17 protein-coding genes are annotated in these 22,520 nt (G+C 66.4%); 8 read left to right on the top strand and 9 right to left on the bottom strand.

Going from position 1 to position 22,520, the window contains the following annotated elements:
* Window positions 1-81: 81 nt before the first annotated feature.
* From rpsB to L8G49_RS14720, 3 genes are all read right to left on the bottom strand, one after another.
* Window positions 82-930 (bottom strand): 30S ribosomal protein S2, encoded by an 849-nt coding sequence (rpsB, locus tag L8G49_RS14730; protein WP_242139045.1) that lies wholly within the window; start codon window positions 928-930, stop codon window positions 82-84.
* A 419-nt stretch (window positions 931-1,349) separates the two neighbouring features.
* Window positions 1,350-2,171, bottom strand: a complete 822-nt coding sequence (locus L8G49_RS14725; RefSeq protein ID WP_242139046.1) for a phosphatidylcholine/phosphatidylserine synthase — start codon at window positions 2,169-2,171, stop codon at window positions 1,350-1,352.
* A gap of 19 nt (window positions 2,172-2,190) precedes the next feature.
* A complete protein-coding gene (locus tag L8G49_RS14720; protein ID WP_242139047.1) occupies window positions 2,191-2,922 on the bottom strand; it encodes a phosphatidylserine decarboxylase in 732 nt (243 codons plus the stop codon).
* 150 nt (window positions 2,923-3,072) lie between these two features.
* Between L8G49_RS14720 and L8G49_RS14715 the strand changes: the two genes are divergently transcribed.
* Window positions 3,073-4,293, top strand: coding sequence for an NADP-dependent isocitrate dehydrogenase (locus tag L8G49_RS14715; RefSeq protein WP_242139048.1), 1,221 nt, complete (start codon window positions 3,073-3,075; stop codon window positions 4,291-4,293).
* Between the two features lie 137 nt (window positions 4,294-4,430).
* Window positions 4,431-6,224, top strand: coding sequence for a cation:proton antiporter (locus L8G49_RS14710; protein ID WP_242186536.1), 1,794 nt, complete (start codon window positions 4,431-4,433; stop codon window positions 6,222-6,224).
* Window positions 6,225-6,602: 378 nt separating this feature from the next.
* Here L8G49_RS14710 and alaS read toward each other — a convergent pair whose 3' ends face one another.
* A complete protein-coding gene (gene alaS, locus L8G49_RS14705) occupies window positions 6,603-9,266 on the bottom strand; it encodes an alanine--tRNA ligase (protein WP_242186534.1) in 2,664 nt (887 codons plus the stop codon).
* Window positions 9,267-9,393: 127 nt separating this feature from the next.
* Here alaS and L8G49_RS14700 point away from each other — a divergent pair, with 127 nt between their 5' ends.
* Window positions 9,394-11,079: a hypothetical protein gene (locus L8G49_RS14700; protein WP_242186532.1), complete on the top strand. Its 1,686-nt coding sequence runs from the start codon at window positions 9,394-9,396 to the stop codon at window positions 11,077-11,079.
* Between the two features lie 8 nt (window positions 11,080-11,087).
* Here the strand turns inward: L8G49_RS14700 and L8G49_RS14695 are convergent, their stop codons facing one another.
* A complete protein-coding gene (locus L8G49_RS14695) occupies window positions 11,088-12,341 on the bottom strand; it encodes a Xaa-Pro peptidase family protein (RefSeq protein WP_242186531.1) in 1,254 nt (417 codons plus the stop codon).
* Between the two features lie 100 nt (window positions 12,342-12,441).
* Between L8G49_RS14695 and L8G49_RS14690 the strand changes: the two genes are divergently transcribed.
* Complete coding sequence (locus tag L8G49_RS14690; protein WP_242186530.1) at window positions 12,442-13,749, top strand: dicarboxylate/amino acid:cation symporter; 1,308 nt, start codon at window positions 12,442-12,444, stop codon at window positions 13,747-13,749.
* 157 nt (window positions 13,750-13,906) lie between these two features.
* Here L8G49_RS14690 and L8G49_RS14685 read toward each other — a convergent pair whose 3' ends face one another.
* Window positions 13,907-14,074: a hypothetical protein gene (locus L8G49_RS14685; protein ID WP_242186529.1), complete on the bottom strand. Its 168-nt coding sequence runs from the start codon at window positions 14,072-14,074 to the stop codon at window positions 13,907-13,909.
* Window positions 14,071-15,039: a threonine/serine dehydratase gene (locus tag L8G49_RS14680; RefSeq protein ID WP_242186527.1), complete on the bottom strand. Its 969-nt coding sequence runs from the start codon at window positions 15,037-15,039 to the stop codon at window positions 14,071-14,073. The genes L8G49_RS14685 and L8G49_RS14680 overlap by 4 nt, the downstream gene beginning before the upstream one ends.
* Window positions 15,040-15,178: 139 nt before the next feature.
* Here L8G49_RS14680 and L8G49_RS14675 point away from each other — a divergent pair, with 139 nt between their 5' ends.
* The 4 genes from L8G49_RS14675 to L8G49_RS14660 all read left to right on the top strand — a co-directional run bounded on the left by L8G49_RS14675 (window position 15,179) and on the right by L8G49_RS14660 (window position 19,072).
* Entirely contained in the window at window positions 15,179-16,399 is a 1,221-nt protein-coding gene (locus tag L8G49_RS14675) for a type III PLP-dependent enzyme (protein WP_242186526.1), read from the top strand.
* Window positions 16,400-16,510: 111 nt separating this feature from the next.
* Complete coding sequence (locus L8G49_RS14670; protein WP_010163671.1) at window positions 16,511-17,560, top strand: deoxyhypusine synthase; 1,050 nt, start codon at window positions 16,511-16,513, stop codon at window positions 17,558-17,560.
* Between the two features lie 22 nt (window positions 17,561-17,582).
* The gene (locus L8G49_RS14665) at window positions 17,583-18,578 is read left to right on the top strand and encodes an alpha/beta hydrolase (RefSeq protein ID WP_242186525.1); all 996 of its coding nucleotides are present in this window, start codon (window positions 17,583-17,585) and stop codon (window positions 18,576-18,578) included.
* 65 nt (window positions 18,579-18,643) lie between these two features.
* Entirely contained in the window at window positions 18,644-19,072 is a 429-nt protein-coding gene (locus L8G49_RS14660; RefSeq protein ID WP_242186637.1) for an MAPEG family protein, read from the top strand.
* A 39-nt stretch (window positions 19,073-19,111) separates the two neighbouring features.
* Here the strand turns inward: L8G49_RS14660 and L8G49_RS14655 are convergent, their stop codons facing one another.
* Together L8G49_RS14655 and xrtA are read right to left on the bottom strand one after the other, a co-directional pair.
* Complete coding sequence (locus tag L8G49_RS14655) at window positions 19,112-21,004, bottom strand: XrtA/PEP-CTERM system amidotransferase (RefSeq protein WP_242186524.1); 1,893 nt, start codon at window positions 21,002-21,004, stop codon at window positions 19,112-19,114.
* Window positions 21,004-22,473 carry an exosortase A gene (gene xrtA, locus L8G49_RS14650; RefSeq protein WP_242186636.1) on the bottom strand — a complete coding sequence of 490 codons (1,470 nt, stop codon included), beginning with the start codon at window positions 22,471-22,473 and terminating at the stop codon, window positions 21,004-21,006. Before xrtA ends, L8G49_RS14655 begins: the two co-directional genes overlap by 1 nt.
* Window positions 22,474-22,520 lie beyond the last annotated feature (47 nt).

Raw genomic sequence — 22,520 nt, 5'->3', positions numbered from 1 at the left:
CTTATCCTCTTGTGTGTCAGATGCGGTTTTGGACGGGGCAGAGCGATGCCCTACCCCGTCCCTATGTCAGTTCTGCGACGCTTATGCGTCGATCTGGCGCTCGGCCTCTGCGACCATTTCGGCCTGCAGGGCTGCATCGCTGGCTGCGGTCGGCTCGGCACCGGCCTCGGCAGGTGCGGTCTCGAGCAGTGCTTCCTCGGCGGGCGGTGCTTCCATCGAACCGATGTCCTGGCGACGGGCGAGCTGCTCGTTACCACCACGGGTCGCGGCGATCGCGATCGCTTCGCAATACAGGCGGATCGCCCGGCTTGCGTCGTCGTTCGCGGGAACCGGGAACGCGATGCCGTCCGGCGAGACGTTCGAATCGAGGATCGCGACGACCGGAATACCCAGCGTGTTCGCTTCCTTGATCGCCAGCTCTTCCTTGTTCGCGTCGATCACGAACATCACGTCGGGGATGCCGCCCATGTCGCGGATACCGCCGAGCGACAGCTCGAGCTTGTCCTTCTCGCGGGTCAGCTGGAGCACTTCCTTCTTGGTCAGGCCGACCGTGTCGCCCGAAAGCTGCTCCTCGAGCGTCTTCATGCGCTTGATCGAGTTGGAAATGGTCTTCCAGTTGGTGAGCATCCCGCCCAACCAGCGATGGTTGACGAAGTGCTGGCCCGAGCGACGCGCTGCGTCCGCGACGGGCTCCTGCGCCTGGCGCTTGGTGCCGACGAACAGAACCTTGCCGCCTGCCGCGGTCGACGCCGAGACGAACTCGAGCGCGCGGGCGAAGAGCGGAACGGTCTGCGAAAGATCGAGGATGTGGACGCCGTTACGGTCGCCGAAAATGTAAGGCTTCATCTTCGGGTTCCAGCGATGCGTCTGGTGGCCGAAGTGTGCGCCCGTCTCGAGCAGCTGCTGCATGGAAACGACAGGTGCCGCCATAGATAATTCCTTTCCGGTTGGTCCTCTGGGAAGCGAGTAATCGGTTCGGGGTCAAACCCCTGCACGACACCGGTGATGTGTGCTTCCCATGCGGTGTGAAGGCGCGCCCATTACCCGACCTCGTCCACAAACGCAAGGGCACGAAACCGCTTGACGAGTGGAACGTATATGGAACATACCATGGTCACGGCAGGAACAGGGAACGACAATCCCTTGTGGTGGTTAGGGCATTAACCTTCCTGCGAAGAGACAGAGGAATTGGGCGATGATGATGGTGACGGACTTCCTGGTCTTCGCGAGCGCATTCGCTGCCAGCGGCGCAGTATTTTGGCTGACGCTGGCACCTGCGTTCCCGCGGATCATTTCGTTGCTGCGTTATGGTGTAGACCCGGTCCACGAGGCGCGCCCCGTGCTCGCGCTCAGCGAGCCTCGGGTTCGTGTTCGGGTACGGATGGTGCCGGTAACGGCGATCCCACGGCAGGCGTTGCGCGCAGTCGCTTGATCCGACCATAAGCCGCAACGCTGAACGGCAGCGTCGCGATGTACAGGACGCACAACAGCGTCAGCGTATGCCAGGGCGCGGATATCAGGGCCGCGCCCAATAGCACGACGACGGCGATCGCTTCGAACCGGATGTGCGTGCGCAGCCGCAGCGAGGACCAGCTGAAGGTCGCGACACTGGAGACCATCAACACCGCCATCGCCGCGACCCATGGGGCAACGAGCAATGGCGACCGCCAGAAATCCATCCCGGTCCAGAACCACAGATACAGCGGCAGCATCGCCAGCCCCGCCCCGACCGGAGACGGCGCACCCGTCAGAAAGCCGGCGGACTTGTGAGGCTGATCGATCACGTCGATTGCGGCGTTGAAGCGCGCGAGGCGCAACGCGCAAAATACCGCGAAGATGAGCGCGCACAGCCAGCCGAGCCGTGGCAACTCCTTCAGCGACCAAAGATACAGGATCAGCGCCGGCGACACCCCGAATGAGATCGCGTCGGACAGCGAATCGAGCTCGGCCCCAAACCGGCTTTCGCCGCGCACCATCCGTGCGATCCGGCCGTCGATGCCATCCAGCACGCTGGCGATCATCACCATCAGCACGGCGGTTTCCCACTGGCTGGCAATGGCGAAGCGGATGCCGGTCAGACCGGCGCACAACGCCAGTGCCGTCACCGCGTTGGGCGCGACCGCACGCAGCGGCAGTCCACGCGTCGCCGCGCGACGCATCGGGCGCCTCATACCCGTCCCTCTACCACGGTCATTGCGCGATTCCGCTCGCGACGGTTCCACCGACCCGGCCGAGGATCGTCTCGCCCGCCACGCTGCGCTGTCCGAGCACGACCTGGCACGCGCAATCCTCGGGCAGGAAGACGTCGACCCGACTACCGAAGCGGATCAGTCCGATCCGCTGGCCCGCCGCGACCATGTCGCCGGGCTTGACGAACGGAACGATCCTTCGTGCGAGCAAGCCTGCGATCTGCGTGAACCCGACCCGGCGTCCGTCGCGTCCTTCGACGACGAGATGCTGGCGCTCATTGTCCTCGCTTGCCTTGTCGAGCTCGGCGTTGACGAACTTGCCGGAGATATAGACGACCTGCTTGACCGTCCCGGCGATCGGCGTGCGGTTGATGTGCACGTCGAACACCGACATGAACACCGAAACGCGGATCAACGGCGCTTCGCCGAGCCCGTTGGGGCCTGCCAGTTCGCGCGGCACGGCAACGCGTTCGATCATCGAAACGAGGCCATCGGCGGGCGAGACGATCAGTCCGTCCCCCGATGGCGTCACGCGCACGGGATCGCGAAAGAACAAAGCGACCCACAGCGTCAGCCCGATCAACGGCCACGCAAGGAACCAGCCGAGCCAGATCAACGCGATCAGCGCGACGACACCCGCGATGACGACATATTTCCGCCCTTCGGGATGGAGATCGGGAACGCGCCACTTCACGGCTTCGGTCTTGGACGGGGTATAAGGCGGTGGTATCATGTCGTAACCCTAACCGACCGGCCGGTTTGCCACAATCGGCAATGGCCCGGCGCACGGGATGCGCCGGCCAGCCGCATCGCAGCGCCGGGTTGATCGATCCGATCCATGCTCCTAGACGCTACCCGCAAAACCCCCACAGGAAAGTGCGTGATGGCGAAGATCAAGGTAAAGACGCCCGTTGTCGAGATCGACGGCGATGAGATGACCCGGATCATCTGGCAGTGGATCCGCGAGCGGCTGATCCTCCCCTATCTCGATATCGATCTGGAATATTACGATCTCGGCATGATGAGCCGCGACGGTACCGACGACAAGATCACCGTCGACAGCGCCAAGGCGATCCAGAAGTACGGCGTCGGCGTGAAGTGCGCGACGATCACCCCGGACGAGCAGCGCGTCGAGGAATTCGGTCTCAAGAAGATGTGGAAGTCGCCCAACGGCACGATCCGCAACATCCTCGGCGGCACGATCTTCCGCGAGCCGATCGTGATCAAGAACGTCCCCCGTCTGATCCCGGGCTGGACTCACCCGATCGTCGTCGGCCGTCACGCGTTCGGCGACCAGTATAAGGCGACCGATTTCCTCGTCCCAGGCCCCGGCAAGCTGCGCCTCGTGTTCGACGGCGAGGACGGCACGGTCATCGACCAGGAAGTGTTCCAGTTCCCGACCTCGGGCGTCGCGCTCGCGATGTACAACCTCGACGATTCGATCCGCGATTTCGCACGCGCTTCGATGCATTATGGCCTGAACCTCAAGTGGCCGGTGTATCTGTCGACCAAGAACACCATCCTGAAGGCCTATGACGGCCGCTTCAAGGACCTCTTCGCAGAGGTTTTCGAGAGCGAATTCAAAGACAAGTTCAAGGAAGCGGGCATCGTCTACGAGCATCGCCTGATCGACGACATGGTCGCATCGGCGCTCAAGTGGCACGGCGAATTCGTCTGGGCGTGCAAGAACTATGACGGCGACGTCCAGTCGGATCAGGTCGCACAGGGCTTCGGGTCGCTCGGCCTGATGACCTCGGTGCTGCTGACGCCGGACGGCAAGACCGTCGAGGCGGAAGCCGCGCACGGCACCGTCACGCGCCACTTCCGGCAGCACGAGCAGGGCAAGGCGACGTCGACCAACCCGATCGCGTCGATCTTCGCCTGGACCGGCGGCCTCAAGTATCGCGGCAAGTTCGACGGTACGCCCGAGGTGACGCAGTTCGCCGAGACGCTCGAGCGCGTTTGCGTGCAAACGGTCGAGGACGGTCACATGACCAAGGATCTCGCGCTGCTGATCGGTCCGGATCAGCCGTGGATGACGACCGAGCAGTTCTTCGAGCAGGTCCGTCTCAACCTCGAACAGGCGATGGGCGCGTCCGCCTGAGCCAACGTGCGTGCCGCCCCGGCAATCCGGGGCGGCACCGCGATCTTCAAGGGTCCGGTTCGACACGAACCGGACCTTTTTCGTGTCCTTGCCGCGCATAAGCTGACAAGCACGCCGAATGTTGCTTAGATGCTACGATGCCCTCAGCTCTCAGCAACGCCGGTTTCAGCGACGCCCTCGTCATTCTCGGGGCGGCCGGCCTTGTCATTCCCGCCTTTGCGCGGGCCAAGATCAGCCCCGTCATCGGTTTCATCCTGGTCGGCCTGCTCGTGGGTCCGTTCGGGCTGGGGGCGCTCGTCCGGGACTATCCCTGGCTGTATTACGTCACGATTTCCGACCCGCATTCGATCGAGCCGTTCGCCGAATTCGGCATCGTGCTGCTGCTGTTCTCGATCGGCCTCGAACTCTCCCTGAAACGCCTCTGGTCGATGCGCCAGCTCGTGTTCGGCACGGGCGCCGCGCAATTGCTGGCGGCAGGCGCGATCCTCGGCGTCGGCCTGCATCTGCTGACCGCCTTGCCGTGGACCGGATCGATGGCGCTCGGGATCGCGTTGTCGCTGTCGTCGACCGCGCTGGTGCTGCCGATCGCGGGGACGACGAGCCCGGTCGGACGTACGGCGTTCGCGATGTTGCTGTTCGAGGATCTTGCGCTCGTCCCGATCATCTTCGTGCTCGGCGCGCTCGGTCCGATGGCGGCGGATAGCGGATGGGCCGGGCTCGCCCGCGTCGGAACCGCTGCGTTCCTTACGGTCGGCGCGCTGTTCATCGGCGGACGCTTCATTCTTCCAAAGCTGTTTGCGCAGGCCGCCCGGACCAAGAGCCCCGAGCTGTTCCTTGCCGCCTCGCTGCTGGTCGTCATCGTCGCCAGCCTTGCGACGACCGCTGCCGGGTTGTCGCCGATCGTCGGCGCGTTGCTCGCGGGCGTGCTGATCGCCGAGACCGATTATCATAGCGAAGTCGAGGTGATGACCGCGCCGTTCAAGGGCTTGGCGCTGGGCGTGTTCCTGATCACGATCGGGATGAGCGTCGATCTGCGCGCGATCGCGGGGAACTGGGCGGGCTATGCCTTGGCGATCGCAGCGGTCGTCACGGTCAAGGCGGTGGTCACTTTCGCTTTGCTGCGCTGGGCCGGGATTCGCGGCGGCGTGGCGGTCGAGACGGGGGTGTTGATGGGCAGTCCGTCGGAGACGACGCTGATCGTGCTCGGCGCGGCGGGACAGGCGCAGTTGATTGCCGCCCCTACCGCCAATTTCTGGCAGACCGTCACCGCGATCGGGCTGACGATCACGCCGTTGCTCGCGATGCTCGGGCGGCGTTGGGCCAAGCGCATCGAGCAGCATAGCGGGCGGGCGGCCGACCTCGAGATTCCCGCTGAAGGGCCCGGCACCGTCGTGATCGGCTTCGGCCGCGTCGGGCGGATGGTGTGCGACATGTTGACCGTCCACAACCAGCGCTATGTCGCGGTCGAGGCGGACATCGACGTGGTGACCGCCGCGCATGCCGAGGGCTATGCGGTGCTGTTCGGCGACGTCGTGCGACCGGAACTGGTCGACCGGCTCAACCTCGGGCGCGCGAAGGCGTTGATCCTTACGATGGACGACCCGGTGCTCAGCGTCGCGCTCACGCGGCGGGTGCGCAACTGGGTGCCCGACCTCGCAATCGTCGCGCGTGCGCGCGACACGGTGCATGCCGCCGAACTGTACCGCGCGGGCGCGACGGATGCGGTGCCGGAAACGCTGGAGAGTTCGCTCCAGCTGGCGGAAGCGGTATTGACCGATCTCGGCGTCGCGGTCGGGCCGGTGATAGCTTCGATCCATGAAAAGCGCGATGAACTGCGGCAGGAGATCAAGGCGGCCGCGGACATGGCGGTCGCGCCGCGGCTGAAGCGGGTGCGTGGGCGGCGGGGCGTGGATGCTACGCCTGCCGCTTAGGGGCTTGGCCTTTGCTTCCCAGCGAAGGCCGGGGCCCGGGAGTGGCAGTCGACGTAACCGCGCGGCTCCGCCAGCAATCTTGCGTTTCGCTACTGGGCCCCGGCCTTCGCCGGGGAAGCGCAGAAGTAGGGTAAGCTAACCTTCGCGCGAACCGGCCTGACCTTACCCAGCCTTCAGTGCGCGCGAACTGTTATCGGAACGCCACCGGCACCCGTCCGGCTCTCCCACCTTTGCCGCTCCCCGGCGAAGGCCGGGGCCCAGGAGTAGCGGTCGGGGTAACCGCGCGCTGTCGCCAGCAATCTTCCGTCCCGCTCCTGGGCCCCGGCCTTCGCCGGGGAAGCGGCTGCGCGCAAGACCAGCGGTCTCCGCCTTCCCCAATCAGCCGTCAGCGTCCGCCAGCGCAGCCTTCACCGCATCGACCGCCGCCGCACCGGCACTGCCATCAGGCCCGCCGCCCTGCGCCATGTCGGGACGCCCCCCGCCGCCCTGCCCGCCAAGCACCGCCACCGCGACGCGCAGCAGATCGACCGCGCTGTGGCTCGCGACGAGATCCGCCGTCACGCCGACCGCCACCGAAGCGCGGCCTTCGTTCACCGCGACGATCATCGCGATCCCCGACCCGAGCCGCTGCTTCATCTCGTCGACCGTCCCGCGCAGTCCCTTGGGATCGAGCCCTTCGACGACCTGCCCAAGGAACGCGACACCACCGACCTGCTCCGGACCAGTCGCTGCCGCCCCGGCCCCGCCGCCAAGCGCAAGCGCCTTCTTGGCGTCAGCCAGCTCACGCTCGAGCCGTCGCCGGTCCTCGACCAGCGCGGCGACACGCGCCGGGACTTCGTCGGGCGACGACTTGAGCGAAGCCGCCGCCTCGCGCAGCTTGAAATCGCGGGCGGTCAGATAGTCGCGGGCCGCCTCGCCGGTCAGCGCCTCGACACGGCGTACGCCGGACGACACCGCGCCTTCACCGATCACGGTGAACAGGCCGATGTCCCCCAGCGCGCGAACATGCGTGCCGCCGCACAGTTCGAGCGAATAGGTCCTCCCGTGCTCGGTCCCCATCGAGACGACGCGGACCTCGTCGCCATATTTCTCGCCGAACAGCGCCATCGCGCCCTCGGCGATCGCCTCGTCCGGGGTCATCAACCGTGTCTCGACCGCGCCATTCCCGCGGATCTGCGCATTGACGTCCGCCTCGACCTCCATGATCCGCGCGGGATCGATCGCGCTCGGTTGCGAGAAATCGAAGCGCAGCCGCTCGGGCGCGACGAGGCTTCCCTTCTGCGCGACATGCGCACCGAGCCGCTGGCGCAGCGCCTCATGCAGCAGATGCGTCGCGCTATGGTTGGCGCGGATCTGGTCGCGCCGTGCCGCATCGACCGTCAGATGGAGCGCGTCGCCGATCGCGATACCGCCCTCCGCCACGCGCGTGACGTGCGCGAAGACGCGGCCGAGATATTTGCGCGTATCCTCGACCACGCCATTGACGCCGGGCGCGGTCAGTGCGCCGGTGTCGCCGATCTGGCCACCGCTTTCGGCATAGAAGGGCGTCTGGTTGACGACGATCTCGACCGTCTCGCCCGGTTCGGCGCGCGCGACCTGCGCGCCGTCCTTGACGATCGCGACGACGACGCCCTCACCCTCGACCGCGCTATAGCCGATGAACTCCGTCCCGCCGCTGGCTTCGGCGATGTCGAACCACACGTCGTCCGAGGCGCGCTGCCCCGACCCCTTCCAAGCCGCGCGGGCGGCGCGCTTCTGTTCGGCCATCGCACTGTCGAATCCCACGCGGTCGATCGCGAACCCCTGCGCGCGCAAGGCATCCTCGGTCAGGTCATAAGGGAAGCCGTAGGTATCGTAGAGCTTGAACGCGGTTTCGCCGGGCAGGGTCGCGCCCGGTGACATTGCACCCGTCGCCTCGTCGAGCAGGCGCAGGCCGTTGACGAGCGTGCGCCGGAACTGCGTTTCCTCCTGCAGCAGGGTGGACTCGATCGCCGCCTGTGCGCGGACCAGTTCCGGATAGGCCGCACCCATCTCCGCGACGAGCGCGGGAACGAGCCGATGCATCAACGGCTCCTTCGCGCCGAGCAGGTGCGCGTGCCGCATCGCGCGGCGCATGATCCGTCGCAGCACATAGCCGCGCCCTTCGTTCGCCGGCAGTACGCCGTCCGCGACGAGGAAGCCGGCGGACCGCAGGTGATCCGCGATGATGCGGTGGCTCGCCTGGGTGTCGCCGGTGGCGGGGGTGCCGGTCATCGCCGCAGACGCTGCGATCAGCGCCTTGAACGTGTCGGTATCGTAATTGTCGTGGACGCCCTGCAACACGGCAGCGATCCGCTCGAGCCCCATGCCGGTATCGATCGACGGACGCGGCAGCGGCGTGCGCGCGCCGTCCGCGGTCTGGTCGAACTGCATGAACACGAGGTTCCAGATCTCGACGAAGCGGTCACCATCCTCGTCGGGCGATCCCGGCGGGCCACCGAAGATGTGCTCACCGTGGTCGTAGAAGATTTCCGAGCACGGCCCGCATGGCCCGGTGTCGCCCATCGACCAGAAATTGTCGTTGGTCGCGATGCGGATGATCCGCTCCTCGGGCAGTCCCGCGATCTTGCGCCACAGGTCGAACGCCTCGTCGTCGGTGTGATAGACGGTCACGGTCAGGCGGTCGGGGTCGATCCCCCATTCCTGCGTCAGCAGGTTCCACGCGAGCGTGATCGCGCGTTCCTTGAAATAATCGCCGAACGAGAAATTGCCGAGCATCTCGAAGAAGGTGTGATGCCGCGCGGTATAGCCGACATTGTCGAGGTCGTTGTGCTTGCCACCAGCGCGGACGCACTTCTGCGAGGAGGTCGCGGTCGAATAGGCGCGCGATTCGAGCCCGGTGAAGACGTTCTTGAACGGCACCATCCCGGCATTGACGAACATCAGCGTCGGATCGTTCTGCGGCACGAGCGGCGCGGACGCGATCTTCGCATGCCCATGGGCCGCGAAATAGTCGAGGAAGCTGCGACGAATGTCGTTGGTCGAGATCGGGAGCTGGTTCATGCGCGGTGGCTTAGGCGAGCCGCACGGCGTTCTCAAGTATGCGGCGCATCTCAAGTGCCGGTGCGGCCTCAGCGATAGGATCGGCGTGGATTTTCCGATAGGGTCGACGCCTGCTGAGGGGTCTTGCATGCGTCTTCCAACGATCGTGTCGTTTGCCGTGCTGATGATCGCGCCCGCATCGGGGATCGGCGAAGCGGCGCCACAGGACATCGCAGCGCCGCAGCCCCGAGTGACGTCATCGCCGCACCGCATGTGCGGCGATGACGTCATAGCGTCCGGCACGGCGCGGATCATGCCGGGGTTCGGTAGCGGCGCCCTAGTCATCGCAACCGCCAAGCCCCGGGCCCAGGCCTTCTTCGACAACGGGCTGCAACTCAGTCATGCGTTCGCCCATGCAGCGGGTACCGCGGCGTTCAGCGAAGCGGCCAGGATCGATCCGCAATGCGCCATGTGCCGCTGGGGTGTCGCATGGTCGCAGGGGCCGACCATCAATTACCCCATCGATGCCGCCACCCAGGTCAAGCTCGGCAAGCTGGTCGACAGCGCGATCCCGCTGGCCGCGACGGGTCCCCTGCTCGACCGTCAGATGCTGGCAGCGCTGGCGCTGCGCTATCGGATTGGCCGCCCGGGCGCGGCGGACATCGCGTTTGCGCGAGCGATGGATGGGATCGCGCGCGATCATCCCGACAGTGACGAGATTCTGACCCTTGCCGCCGATGCCTGGATGATTCCGGCGGCGTTGGCCGACGACAAGCAGGGCCTGCCGCGCGCGGTGGCGCTCCTCGAAACGGTGCTGAAGCGTACACCGGATTTCACACCGGCTATCCACTTCTACATCCATGCGACGGAAATGAGCGGTTTTCCGGGTCGCGCCGAACGGTATGCCGATCGTCTGGGCGCGTTAGCGCCGGCGGCGAGCCACCTGATCCATATGCCGAGCCACACCTATTACTGGGTCGGCCGCTACCAGGACGCCGCGGTCGCCAATGTTCGTGCGGTCGCCGTCGGCCAAGCAGACGCGCGGGCGGCCAAGGTTCCGGAGCCAGACGGCGCCTTTACCCAACCCTATCACGCGCACAACGTCCATTTCGGGGTCGGTAGTGCGTTGCTGGCGGGCGATGCCCAAAGCGCCCTGGCGTTGAGCGGCCCCGTCCTGCGACGACTGGCCAGACGATCCGACGCAGAGCCGTTCGGCCAGATGGTGGGGGGCATGGCCTATGCCGCCGTGGGTCGATTTGCCGAGCCGGTAGCGGTCCTGGGGCTGCCCGAACCGCTCGAACCCATGGGCTATCTGCGCGCCTATCGTCACTACGCCCGGGGCGAGGCCTATGCTCGAATGGGGGATGCCCGCGCCGTTCGAACGGAGGCGGCCGCGATTCCCAAGGCCGCCGGCCCGATCGGTGGCGCGGACGCAAGCCGCCAGGCCAGGAATTTGATGCGGATCGCCAAGGCGGTGTTGAACGGGCGCGCGGCGATGATCGAACAACGGTACGATCTGGCGATCCGCGCTTACGCCGATGCCGCCCGGTTCGACGAGGATCCGTCTATGGCGGCTTTCAGCGACCCACCGATCTGGTGGTATTCGCCGCGGCGCAGCCTGGCGGCCGCGTTGCTGGCGGCTGGCAAGGCGCAGGACGCCTTGCGCGAGGTCGAGACCGCGCTGCGGCAGCGGCCGCGCGATCCGGTGACGCTGTCCATTCGCGCCGACGTTTTGCGAGCGCTCGGCCAGACGGCGGCATCCGAACGGGATCGCGCCGCGGCAGACGCGACGTGGCACGGCGACCGGTCAGCGTTCGGCCCGCGCCTTAGCTGACCCCAGAATTACCCCAGCGGGGCATCCAGCGATGTCGGCGGCACACTGAACCATTTCGGGCCCGTCCGCGTCACGTGGAAGCAGTCCTCCAGCCGGACGCCGAACTTGCCCGGCAGGTACAGCCCGGGCTCGTCGGAAAAACACATCCCCTCCACCAGCGCCATCGTTTCGCCATGGACGAGATTGACCGGCTCGTGCCCGTCCATCCCGATCCCGTGGCCAGTGCGATGCGACAGTCCGGGCAAGCGGTAGCGCGGGCCATAGCCGAGCGATTCGTAATAGCCGCGCACGGCATCGTCGACCTGGCCGGCCGGGGTCCCCAGTTGCGCGGCGGCGAACGCCTTTGCCTGGCCCGTGCGGACCTGGTCCCATACCGTCCGCTGCTCCTTGCTGGCGCTGCCGAAGACGAAGGTGCGCGACACGTCGGACTGATAGCCTTGCACGGTACAGCCGCAGTCCATCAACACGATCTGCCCGTCGGCGACGACCTGCGGGTCCTTGCTGCCGTGCGGGAAGGCAGCGGCAGGGCCGATCAACACCAGCGAGAATTCGGGATCGCCGCCGAGCCGCTTCGTCGCGGCGTTCATCAGCGCGGCGATGTCGGCGGGCTTCATCCCTTTCTCGACACGCGGCCACGTCCAGCGATACGCCGCGATCGTCACGTCGGTCGCGGTCTGCATCAGCGCGATCTCGGCCCCGGTCTTGCGCATCCGCACCGCGCGGACGACGGGATTGGCCGACACGATCCGTGCGCCGGGCAAGGCATGCGCCAGTCCGTCGACGGCGAAATAGCGCACCGTCTCCTCGATTCCGACCGGACGGGTCGCCAGCTTGCGGTCCTTGAGGAACCCGGCGACCAACGCATGCGGGCTTTCGTCCTCCTGCCACACGCGAACTTCGGCGGGGATGCCGAGCGTCTGGCGCACCGAGGGTTCCTCAAAGAACGGGGTGACGATGCACGGATCGCCCTCGACCGGTAGGATCGCCGCGGTCAGCCGCTCGCTCCGGCCCCAGCGGATCCCGGTGAAATAGGTCAGGCTCGACCCCGATTCGACCAGCACCGCGCCGATCCCGTTCGCGCGCATCAGCGCCTGCGCCCGCGCAAGCCGCCCGCGGCGTTCCTCCGCCCCGATCGGCGCGGTGCCGCCGGTCAGGTCGCGCAGGCCCGACAGATCGGGCTCGGCGGCGCGCAACACCCCGCTGGCGGAGAGCAAGGGCGCCGTGATGGCGGCTGCGGCGAAGGCGCGTCGGCTGAGGATCATCCTGTCAGTCTGACAGCGCATCACGCCCCCCGCAACGCGCGTCTACCTTGACCGGGCGCGCTTTCTCCCGTTGATGAAAGCTGAACAACGGGGACCAAGCGTGGCGAAGCGGCTGACACTGTACATTTTGATCGGCCTTGTGCTCGGCCTGATCGTCGGCTGGGCGATCAACCAGCAGATCGTCGACGGCAGCGTCGCGGGGGCCGCGCGCGCCAAGGAGATCGCCAGCTACTTCTCGATCATCACGACGATCTTCCTGCGCCTGATCAAGATGATCATCGCCCCGCTCGTCTTCTCGACGCTCGTCGTCGGGATCGCGCACATGGGGGACATCAAGGCGCTCGGGCGGATCGGCGGGCGGACGATGGCGTGGTTTATCTCAGCCTCGCTGGTGTCGCTGACGCTGGGCCTGGTGCTGTTCCACGGGATCGAATTCGTGATCGATCTCGTCTCGCCGGGCAGCGGGTTCGGGCTCAAGCTCCCGCCCCCCGATGCGACCGTCGGGCTCGACGAAAAAGCGTTCAACCTCACCAATTTCGTCACGCACATCGTCCCGTCGTCGGTGGTCGAGGCGATGGCGACCAACGAGATCATCCAGATCGTGGTGTTCTCGATCTTCGCCGGCGTCGCGCTCACCGCGATCGGAGAGAAGGGCGCGCCGATCGTCCGCGGGGCCGAGGCGCTTGCGGCGATGATGCTCCAGATCACCGATTACGTGATGCGCGTGGCCCCCTTCGCGGTGTTCGCCGCGATCACCGCGACGATCGCGGTCAACGGATTGGGCATCCTGTGGACGCTCGGGCTGTTCGTCGGGAGCTTCTATATCGGACTGGCGGCTTTGTGGGTGCTGCTGTTCGGCGCGGCGTTCGCGATCATCGGGCCGCGCGCGCTGACGCTCGCGCGCTATATCGGCGAGCCGATCCTGCTCGCCTTCTCGACCGCCTCGTCGGAAGCCGCCTATCCGCGCACGCTCGAGGCGCTCGACCGCTTCGGCGTGCCGCGCAAGATCGCGAGCTTCGTGCTTCCGCTGGGCTATTCGTTCAATCTCGACGGGTCGATGATGTACATGACCTTCGCGACGCTGTTCCTCGCGCGGGTTTACGGCGTCGATTTGTCGATCGGGCAGCAGATCGTGATGTTGCTGGTGCTGATGGTGACGTCGAAGGGGATCGCGGGCGTGCCGCGCGCGTCGCTGGTGGTGATCGCGGCAGTGATGGGGCAGTTCGGCATTCCCGAGGCGGGGTTGTTGCTGATCCTCCCGGTCGACCAGTTTCTCGACATGGGGCGATCGGGCACCAACGTCGTCGGCAATGCGGTTGCGACCGCCGTCGTGGCGAAGTGGGAGGGGCCGCTCGAGGTGGCGGAACCGCCCGAGATCGAGCCGCCTCATGCGCCTGGTCGGGGGTAAAGCGAGTTCCCCCAACTGCCCTTCCCCGGCGAAGGCCGGGGTCCAGGAGTGGGACCTGAAAAGTCGTACCGCTGCGCTCGCTACGGCAACCTGTCCTCCTGGGCCCCGGCCTTCGCCGGGGAAGGGGAATATGCCACGGGCGTTGGTGACCCGTCCGTCAAACCGTCCAGATCACCACGTTCCCCACCAGCACCGCCGCCGTCACCAGCAGCAGCACCCCCTTGCGCCCGTCGCTGCGCCGCCAGATCATCCGCACGCCCCCGATCAGGCAGGCGAATGCCGCGAGCATCGCGATCGCGGGTGCGAGCGACTCGATCCCGCTCACGCGTCACCCGCCAGCACCGCGGCATAGGCCGCGCGATCGACATTTCCGCCGGACAGCAGCACCAGCATTCCCGGCTCCACCGCCACCTTGCCCGAAAGGAGCGCCGCCAGCGCAACCGCACCGCCCGGCTCCACCACCAGCCGGAGCCGGTCCGCCGCCCAGCGTTGCGCGTGCCGGATCTCGGCCTCGGTCACCGCGAGACCGGTCGCCCTGTGCCGCGACAGCACGTCGAACGTCAGCGGCGATACGCGCATCGTCTGGAGCGAGTCGCACGCGGTGGGCGGCGGCGAATCGCCGACCGGCTCGATCCGCCCGGCCGCAAGCGACCGCGTCATGTCATCCCAACCCTCGGGTTCGACCACGATGATCCGCGCATCCGGCAGCGCAAGCGCAATCCCCGCCGCCAGCCCGCCGCCGCCACAGGGCACGATCACATGCCGTGGCGAGACGAGACCCAGCGCCGCGATCTGCACGGCAGCTTCGACACCCGCGCTGCCCTGCCCCTCGATCACCCACGGATCGTCGAAGCTCGGCACCAGCACCGCGCCGCGCGCTTCCGCCAGTCGTGCGGCGATGTGCTCGCGGCTTTCGGTGGCGCGATCGTAACTCACGATCTCGGCCCCCAGCGCGAGCGTCCCGTCCCGCTTCGATTTCGGCGCGTCGGCGGGCATCACGATCGTCGCCGGCATCGCGAGTCTCCGCGCCGCCCAGGCGATGCCCTGCGCATGGTTGCCGGACGAGAAGGCGACGACCCCGCGTGCGCGCGCATCGGGTTCGATCGCGGTCAGCCGATGCCATGCCCCCCGCAGTTTGAACGCCCCCATCGGCTGCAGGTTTTCCGCTTTGAAAGATACCGTAACCCCCTGTATTGTGGCGGTTAACAGCGGTGTCATCGGCACTGCCGCCGCCACCTTGGCGGCCGCATCGCGGACCCCCGCCCGGGTCGGCTGTCTTAAAATTGTCACTAATCGTCTCCGATGGGTCAAAACCGCTTTACATTGGAAAACTGCGACCCTATTTCGCCCATCCGCTGCCCCATGGGACTTCCAACCGCAAGGCAGCTTTTTTCACCGTTCGGCGCAAGCCACTTGGAGGTCCCTTGAGTTGCACAAGCATCATCGCGCGCTGGGGTTAGCGAAGACCCCTTCGAACTCGGTTTCGGGTATCGACATCGCTCAGCAGCGGCCGGTTCAGCCGGTTACGCTGGTTCGTCCTCACGCGGCAGCGCGTGCGGCCAGGTTCTTCGTTGAGAAGTTCCCGGGTCGCTCGATGTATGCGGTCAAGGCGAATCCGGCTCCTGAGTTGCTCAAAATCCTTTGGGACTCGGGGATCACGCATTACGACGTGGCCTCGATCGCCGAAGTCCGGCTCGTCGCGACGACGATCCCGGGCGCGACCCTGTGCTTCATGCACCCGGTCAAGGCTCCCGAAGCGATCCGCTCTGCGTACTTCGACTATGGTGTCCGCACCTTCTCGCTCGATTCGATCGAGGAGCTGGACAAGATCATGGACGCCACCGACCAGGCGACCGACCTGACGCTCTGCGTCCGGCTGCGCGTCTCGTCGGAGCATTCCAAGCTCAGCCTCGCGTCCAAGTTCGGTGCCGCTCCCGGCGAGACCAAGGAACTGCTGTTCCGTGCTCGTCAGGCCGCGGACGCGCTCGGCATCTGCTTCCATGTCGGCAGCCAGGCGATGACGCCCGAAGCCTATGCGAACGCAATCGAGCGAGTTCGTGCGGCGATCGTCGATGCGGCGGTCACGGTCGACGTGATCGACGTCGGCGGCGGCTTCCCTTCGTCCTACCCGGGCATGGAGCCTCCCCCGCTCGAGCATTTCTTCGAGACGATCCACCGTGCGTTCGAATCGCTGCCGGTCAGCTATTCGGCGGAACTGTGGGCCGAACCGGGCCGTGCGCTGTGCGCCGAATACAGCTCGATCGTGGTGCGCGTGGAAAAGCGTCGCGGCGACGAATTGTACATCAACGACGGTGCTTATGGCGCGTTGTTCGATGCGGCACACATCGGCTGGCGTTTTCCGGTCGAGCTCCTGCGCGAGCCGGAGAGCCGATCGAAGGACATGGCGTTCAGCTTCTACGGGCCGACGTGCGACGACATGGACCATATGGCGGGGCCGTTCTACCTGCCCGCAGACGTCCAGGCAGGCGACTATCTCGAGATCGGGATGCTCGGTGCCTATGGTTCGGCGATGCGGACCGCGTTCAACGGGTTCGGGTCGGACGAGACGGTGATCGTCTCCGACGAACCGATGGTGTCGCTGTACGGCGAGACCGAGGCGCACGTCGCGTCGAACGTCGTCAAGCTGTAACAGGCATTTCATAATCAATACGAATCGGGGAGGCGGTGCAGCGATGCGCCGCCCCTCTCCGGGTTTCCGCGTCCCCGCAACGACGGCGGCTGTTGAAAAGGGTATCACCCCATGACCGAAGTCCTCAACACCAACCGCAAGGCCGAGCTGCTCTCGACCACCGTCGAGCATATCGACATCACCAAGTTCGACGCGCGTCCGATCGTCGACGCGATGAAGAAGATGAGCTTCACCAGCCGCGACCTCGGCCGCGCGACCGACATCTACAACCAGATGCTGGCGGACAAGGATTGCTCGATCTTCCTCGTCATTGCGGGCTCGACCTCGGCGGGCGGCTGCATGGACCTGTATGCCGAGCTGCTGCGCAACAACATGATCGACGGCGTCGTCGCAACCGGCGCGTCGATCGTCGACATGGATTTCTTCGAGGGTCTCGGCCACAAGCATTATCAGGCGCTCGAAGTGCCGGACGACGACACGCTGCGCTCGCTGCTGATCGACCGGATCTACGACACGTACATCGACGAAGAGCAGCTCCAGGATTGCGACCACACGATCCTCGAGATCGCCAATTCGCTCGAGCCGCGCCCCTATTCGAGCCGCGAGTTCATCCGCGAGATGGGCAAGTACCTCGTCGAGAACGGCAAGAAGGAAAACAGCCTGGTCAAGCTCGCGTACGAGCATGACGTGCCGATCTTCTGCCCGGCGTTCGTCGATTCCTCGGCTGGCTTCGGTCTGGTCAAGCACCAGGTCGACCGCGCCAAGGAGGGCAAGCCCTATATGGTGCTCGACGCGATCGCCGATTTCCGTGAACTCACCGACATCAAGATCAAGGCAGGCGTCACCGGCCTCCTCATGATCGGCGGCGGCGTGCCCAAGAACTTCATCCAGGACACGGTCGTCTGCGCCGAGATCCTTGGGCATGACGACGTGCAGGTCCACAAGTACGCGGTGCAGATCACGGTTGCGGACGTCCGCGACGGTGCCTGCTCGTCCTCGACGCTGCAGGAAGCGGCCTCGTGGGGCAAGGTCAACACCGGGATCGAGCAGATGGTGTTCGCCGAAGCCGGGTCGGTCATGCCGCTGCTCGCGTCGGACGCCTATCATCGCGGTCTGTGGAAGGACCGCGTCAAGCGTCGCTGGGGTGCAAGCTTCGACTGAACCCGCTAAGGGCCTGGGTATCATGCACAATCGTCGCAATATCCTGGCCCTTTCGATCGGTGCTGCCGCCACCCCCGCGGCGGCGGCCGCAGCCCACGCTCCCCGCATCACCGGCCCGTTCGGCCTTCCGGTCTGGCCACCGCGCGAGACGGTCGCGCTGTGGTCCGGCCAGCCCCCGGGCACCAGGACGCCGGAGCCGCTCCAGCGTCCGACCATCACCGGCAGACCCGGTGACTATCGCGACCTGTTGATGCGCGGCGTCGTGCGCCCTGCGATCGGGGTGTATCGTGCCCCGCGTCCCGATGGCCGCGCCGTCGTGATCTGCCCCGGCGGCGGCTACAGCTTCACCTCGATCCGCAACGAGGGCAGCGATGTCGCCGCCGCGCTGAACGCGCGCGGGATCACCGCCTTCGTGCTCAGCTATCGTCTCCCCGGCGAAGGCTGGGTCGACCGTTCGAACACGCCGCTGATGGACGTGCAACGCGCCATGCGGATCGTTCGCGCCAACGCGGCGCGCTATCGCATCGACCCCAACCGGCTTGGCGTGCTCGGTTTCTCGGCGGGCGGGCATCTCGCGGCATCGCTGCTCACGCTGTTCGACACGTCGGTCTATCGCCGGGGCGACGCGATCGATGCCGTCTCCGCGCGTCCGGATTTCGGCGGGTTGATGTATGCCGTGTCGAACATGGATCCCGGGCGCAGCCACGGCGGATCACGCGCCAATCTGCTCGGCCCCAATCCCGATCCCGCGATGGAGCGCCGCTACGCCTGCGACCGGAACATCACGCGCGAAACCCCGCCGCTGTTCATCGTCCATGCGCAGGACGACCCGACGGTCCCCTTCACCAATGCGATGGACCTGTTCGCCGGGGCACGCGCGGCGCGGATCGCGGTGGAGGCGCATTTCCTGCTGCGCGGCGGCCACGGGTTCGGAACACGCTTGCCCGCGACCGAAAGCGGGTCGCTGTGGCCCGATCTGTACGACCGCTGGATCGGTGAGGTGATGGGGCGGCGCTGACCGAACGGGAAGCGTTGCTTTTCGAAACCCGATGCGGCAGCCTGTTGGCCAGGGGGTACGGCATGATGCACAGCGAAATTCTCAAACCGATGGTCGCGCTGGTGGCGTGGACGCTGGTGATGCTGCTGTGGATGCTCGTGACCCGCCTGCCCGCGATGCGGGCTTCGGGGGTCGATCTCAATACGCTGGTCGGAACCAAGGCAGCGGATGCCGATGGAAGGCTGCCGTCCAAGGTCCAGTGGAAGGCGCACAACCACAACCATCTGATGGAACAGCCAACGCTGTTCTATGCCGTTTGCACCGTCATTGCCGTGAGCGGCACCGGAAATGGCGTGAACGCCTGGATTGCCTGGGCGTATGTTGCGCTCCGGGTCGCCCACAGCGTGTGGCAGGCAACGATCAACAAGGTGTCGGTGCGGTTCGTCCTGTTCCTTGGCGCGTCGATCGCCTTGGTCGCGCTGACCTTGCATGCTGCGATGGCGGTGTTCGCGTAGCGCGCGGTCGCCGGCCGCTCCGCAGCCGCGCTCGATCCGTCAGCCGAACAAGCGCGTCATCGCGCGGTCGAGCATGACCAGTTGCCACAAGGTGCGCCCGTATTCGGCGCGACCGGAGCGGTGGTCCTCCGCCACCTTGGCGATCGCCGCAGGGTCGAACCAGCCACTGCCCGTCAGCACGCGGGATCTCGCCAAGGCGGCGGCTTCCTCGGCAAGGGGGCCGCGGAACCAGGCACTGATCGGCGTGACGAAGCCCATTTTGGGCCGGTAGAGAATGTCGTTCGGTAGATACCGCTCCAACGACTTTTTCAGCAGCCATTTCCCTTGCCCGCCCCGAAGCCGCATGCGCGCGGGCAGCCTGGCCGCGAATTCGACCAGCCGGTAATCAAGCAACGGTTCGCGCGCCTCCAGGCCCACCGCCATGCTGGTGCGATCAGCCTTGGTCAGGATGTCGCCCGGCAGCCAATGCTGGAGATCGGCATATTGCGCCCGGTCCAGCGCATCGCGCGCCGGCGCATCCCGCATCGAGCGGACATAGCGGTCCTCGGCACGGTGCCCGGCAAGCGCGCGTTTGGCCGCGTCGGTGAACAGGGCAGCGCGCAACGCCCGCGTCGTGACGCCAACCGAACCGGCATAGGCTTCGGCGCTATCCTGCGCGAGGGCGAGCAACGTCGTCTTCGCGCGGAGCGGGCGTGGCGCCCAGTCCGCCTTGGGATAATGCCGGCCGATCCCGCCGAAGACCCGTTGCCGGAGCACTGGCGGGAGCAGGTTTCGAATGCGTTCCTCCGCCGCCTGGAACTTGTAGCGACGATAGCCGGCGAACGCCTCGTCCGCGCCATCGCCCGACAGGGCCACCGTCACATCCTCGCGGGCAAGCTCGCACACCCGGTAGGTCGCCAGCGCCGACGCATCGGCAAACGGTTCGTCGAACGCGTCCACCAGCCGGTCGATCAGGGCGAAGTCGTCGGGCGCGACGACGCGTTCGCGATGCGATGTTGCAAAGCGCGTGGCTATGTCCGATGCGTAGCGGCGCTCGTCATGCCCGGCCTCGTCGAAACCGATGGTGCAGGTCCGGACCGCGCCGCGCGACGCCTCCGACATCAGCGCTACGACCGCCGAGCTGTCGACCCCGCCCGACAGGAACGCACCCAGCGGCACGTCGGAAACCATCCGCGAAACCACCGCGTCGCGCAGCAGCGATTGCAATTCGGCTGCCAGATCGCGCGCCGATGCCGTCGCCCGCTGCGTGAAATCCACGTCCCACCAGCGTTGCGGAAGTGGAATCGGCCGGCCGCGTTCGATCAGCATGGCGTGACCCGCCGGCAGCTTGCACACGCCGGCCACCATACAAGCATCGTCGGGGACATAGCCGAACGCCAGATAATCCTCGACGGCGCGAATATCGGGCTCACGCCGAAGCAGAGGATGCGCCAACAGCCCCTTGAGTTCCGACGAAAACGCCAGGGCGCCGTCAGCCAGCACGACGTAGTGGAGCGGCTTCACGCCAAGCCGGTCGCGGGCCAGGAACAGGCACTGGCGCCGCGCATCATGAATGGCGAAGGCAAACATGCCGTTCAGACGCGGCAGCATCGCCGGTCCCCAGGCTTCCCATGCCTGCAGCAGAACCTCGGTATCGCCAGCCGTCTGAAACACCGCGCCACCGGCTTCGAGCTCTGCGCGAACCGCGGCGAAATTGTAGACTTCCCCGTTGTAGGTGATCGTCAGCGCACCGTCGGCACTGGCCATGGGTTGGGGAGAGCCTGCGACATCGATGATCGCCAACCGACGATGCCCCAGCCCGACGCCGGGCGCGGTCCACACGCCGGCGCCGTCCGGACCGCGATGCGCCTGCGCATCCGCCATGGCCCTGATCCGGGCCGGATCGACGGGTTTTGGCATGGCAGGATAATAGAGCCCGGCAATACCGCACATCAGCGGGACATGCCCGCACTGCGATCCGCCAGCACGGCAATCGGCCCCAACGCCGTAGCAAACCGGGTCATCGCGACCCGCGGATCCTGGTCTGCCCTGCGTTCGGCCGAGACGTGCACCGCGACGCCGCGTTGCGGCCCTCCCAGAAGTCGTGCCTTAAGCGTTTCCAATTTCACCATACTTCCCGCATGCGTCACCGTGTCACCAACCCGGTACCATGTCACGACCTCGCGTTCGATCCGCCCTGGTCCGACCATCCGAAGAGACGATCCCCCCGCGAGATCGGGACCGTTGCCGATCCGGACCCAGACGTCATCCTCCCGCAAGGGACCTATGCCGAAACCGACCAGTTCCTTGCCTTCGCGCTGGCTGCCGTAAACTGCGATTGCAAGATCGACCAGATGCCCCCGCCCATCGGCATAGCGGCCGAACAGGAAATGATCCGCCCCGGGATAATACGGCATCCACGGCGCGCGCGTGCTGGCTGCGACCCGGTGCCAACCCGCCACCACCGGTAGCGCGATATGGTCGGGCAACGCCTGAGCGCGGTGCGCAATTGCGCCGGCCCAGGTGACGAACGCGGATGCCGTCACCAGTACGAGGATGGCCGCCTGTAGCGCATCGCACCGCCAGCGTGGAACGGTCTGGAGGGTTGCCGGATCGAACGCGGGCGCATCCGGGGCGCGATCGAACCAGCGCCAGCCGATCGCCAGCACACCCGCCATCACCACGCCGAAGAACAGCCAGCCATAGACGATATGATCCAACCCGGTCGCGCGTTCCACGGACGTGCAATAGGCGGCATAGATGGTCGCAAACGCGCGTACGCCGTTGGCCAGTACCGGCACGACGAGCGCTACAGCCATGAAGGCCAGCCGGCGGCGCCAGGAAACGAAGCAGACATTCGCGACCAGCGTTCCATAGGCCACCATGGCGATGACGAACTTCGCGCCCGAACAGGCCTCCGCCACTTCGAAATAGCCGTTTGGGATCGTGATCAGCACGCCGTCGACCGTCGCCGGAACCCCGAACAGATGCAGCAACGCCATCGTCATCGCGACGGTCGCGGTCTGGAGCGGTCCCTCCATCCCCTCGCCGAACGGTACGAGGAACACGGCGTAGGCCAGCGGAAAGAGCAAAGCGCGGCCGACGTTCGGGCCGAGGATCGTGACCACCGCTCCCTGCAGCATCAGGACGATCCCCAGATGCCGTGCGAGCGCCACGCCTGCGGCATCCCCGACCAGCCAACCGAACCCGCCCAGCGCGACGACCAGCAATCCGGGCGTCCATGCGGCGGGTCGCATCCGCGCGAGCCCGGCGCGCCGTTGCCACACCAGCCATCCCACCACCGGCGCGATGAACAGGCAGTGCCCGAATGTCGTGCTCGTCCACCAGATATGCGCGAGGCTCTCGATATCGGGCCAGAACAGCGCCAGAAGCGCAACCGCGACGGCCGAGAGGGCCGCCAGATGGAAGCGCCATTGGGGAACGGAGGCCGCTGCGGGGCGTCCAGTCG

This window comes from Sphingomonas sp. CARO-RG-8B-R24-01, from assembly GCF_022662295.1.
Lineage (GTDB): Bacteria > Pseudomonadota > Alphaproteobacteria > Sphingomonadales > Sphingomonadaceae > Sphingomonas.
The sequence above is the reverse complement of the archived record's forward strand: the minus strand, read 5'-3'. Positions and strand labels throughout refer to the sequence as shown.

Bases quoted from the DNA above. Each gene is read 5' to 3' on its own strand.
- L8G49_RS14695 (WP_242186531.1), bottom strand. From the start codon at position 12,341: ATGATCCTCAGCCGACGCGCCTTCGCCGCAGCCGCCATCACGGCGCCC.
- rpsB (WP_242139045.1), bottom strand. From the start codon at position 930: ATGGCGGCACCTGTCGTTTCCATGCAGCAGCTGCTCGAGACGGGCGCA.
- L8G49_RS14700 (WP_242186532.1), top strand. From the start codon at position 9,394: ATGCGTCTTCCAACGATCGTGTCGTTTGCCGTGCTGATGATCGCGCCC.
- alaS (WP_242186534.1), bottom strand. From the start codon at position 9,266: ATGAACCAGCTCCCGATCTCGACCAACGACATTCGTCGCAGCTTCCTC.
- L8G49_RS14720 (WP_242139047.1), bottom strand. From the start codon at position 2,922: ATGATACCACCGCCTTATACCCCGTCCAAGACCGAAGCCGTGAAGTGG.
- L8G49_RS14660 (WP_242186637.1), top strand. From the start codon at position 18,644: ATGCACAGCGAAATTCTCAAACCGATGGTCGCGCTGGTGGCGTGGACG.
- L8G49_RS14725 (WP_242139046.1), bottom strand. From the start codon at position 2,171: ATGAGGCGCCCGATGCGTCGCGCGGCGACGCGTGGACTGCCGCTGCGT.
- L8G49_RS14655 (WP_242186524.1), bottom strand. From the start codon at position 21,004: ATGTGCGGTATTGCCGGGCTCTATTATCCTGCCATGCCAAAACCCGTC.
- L8G49_RS14670 (WP_010163671.1), top strand. From the start codon at position 16,511: ATGACCGAAGTCCTCAACACCAACCGCAAGGCCGAGCTGCTCTCGACC.
- L8G49_RS14715 (WP_242139048.1), top strand. From the start codon at position 3,073: ATGGCGAAGATCAAGGTAAAGACGCCCGTTGTCGAGATCGACGGCGAT.
- L8G49_RS14665 (WP_242186525.1), top strand. From the start codon at position 17,583: ATGCACAATCGTCGCAATATCCTGGCCCTTTCGATCGGTGCTGCCGCC.
- L8G49_RS14710 (WP_242186536.1), top strand. From the start codon at position 4,431: ATGCCCTCAGCTCTCAGCAACGCCGGTTTCAGCGACGCCCTCGTCATT.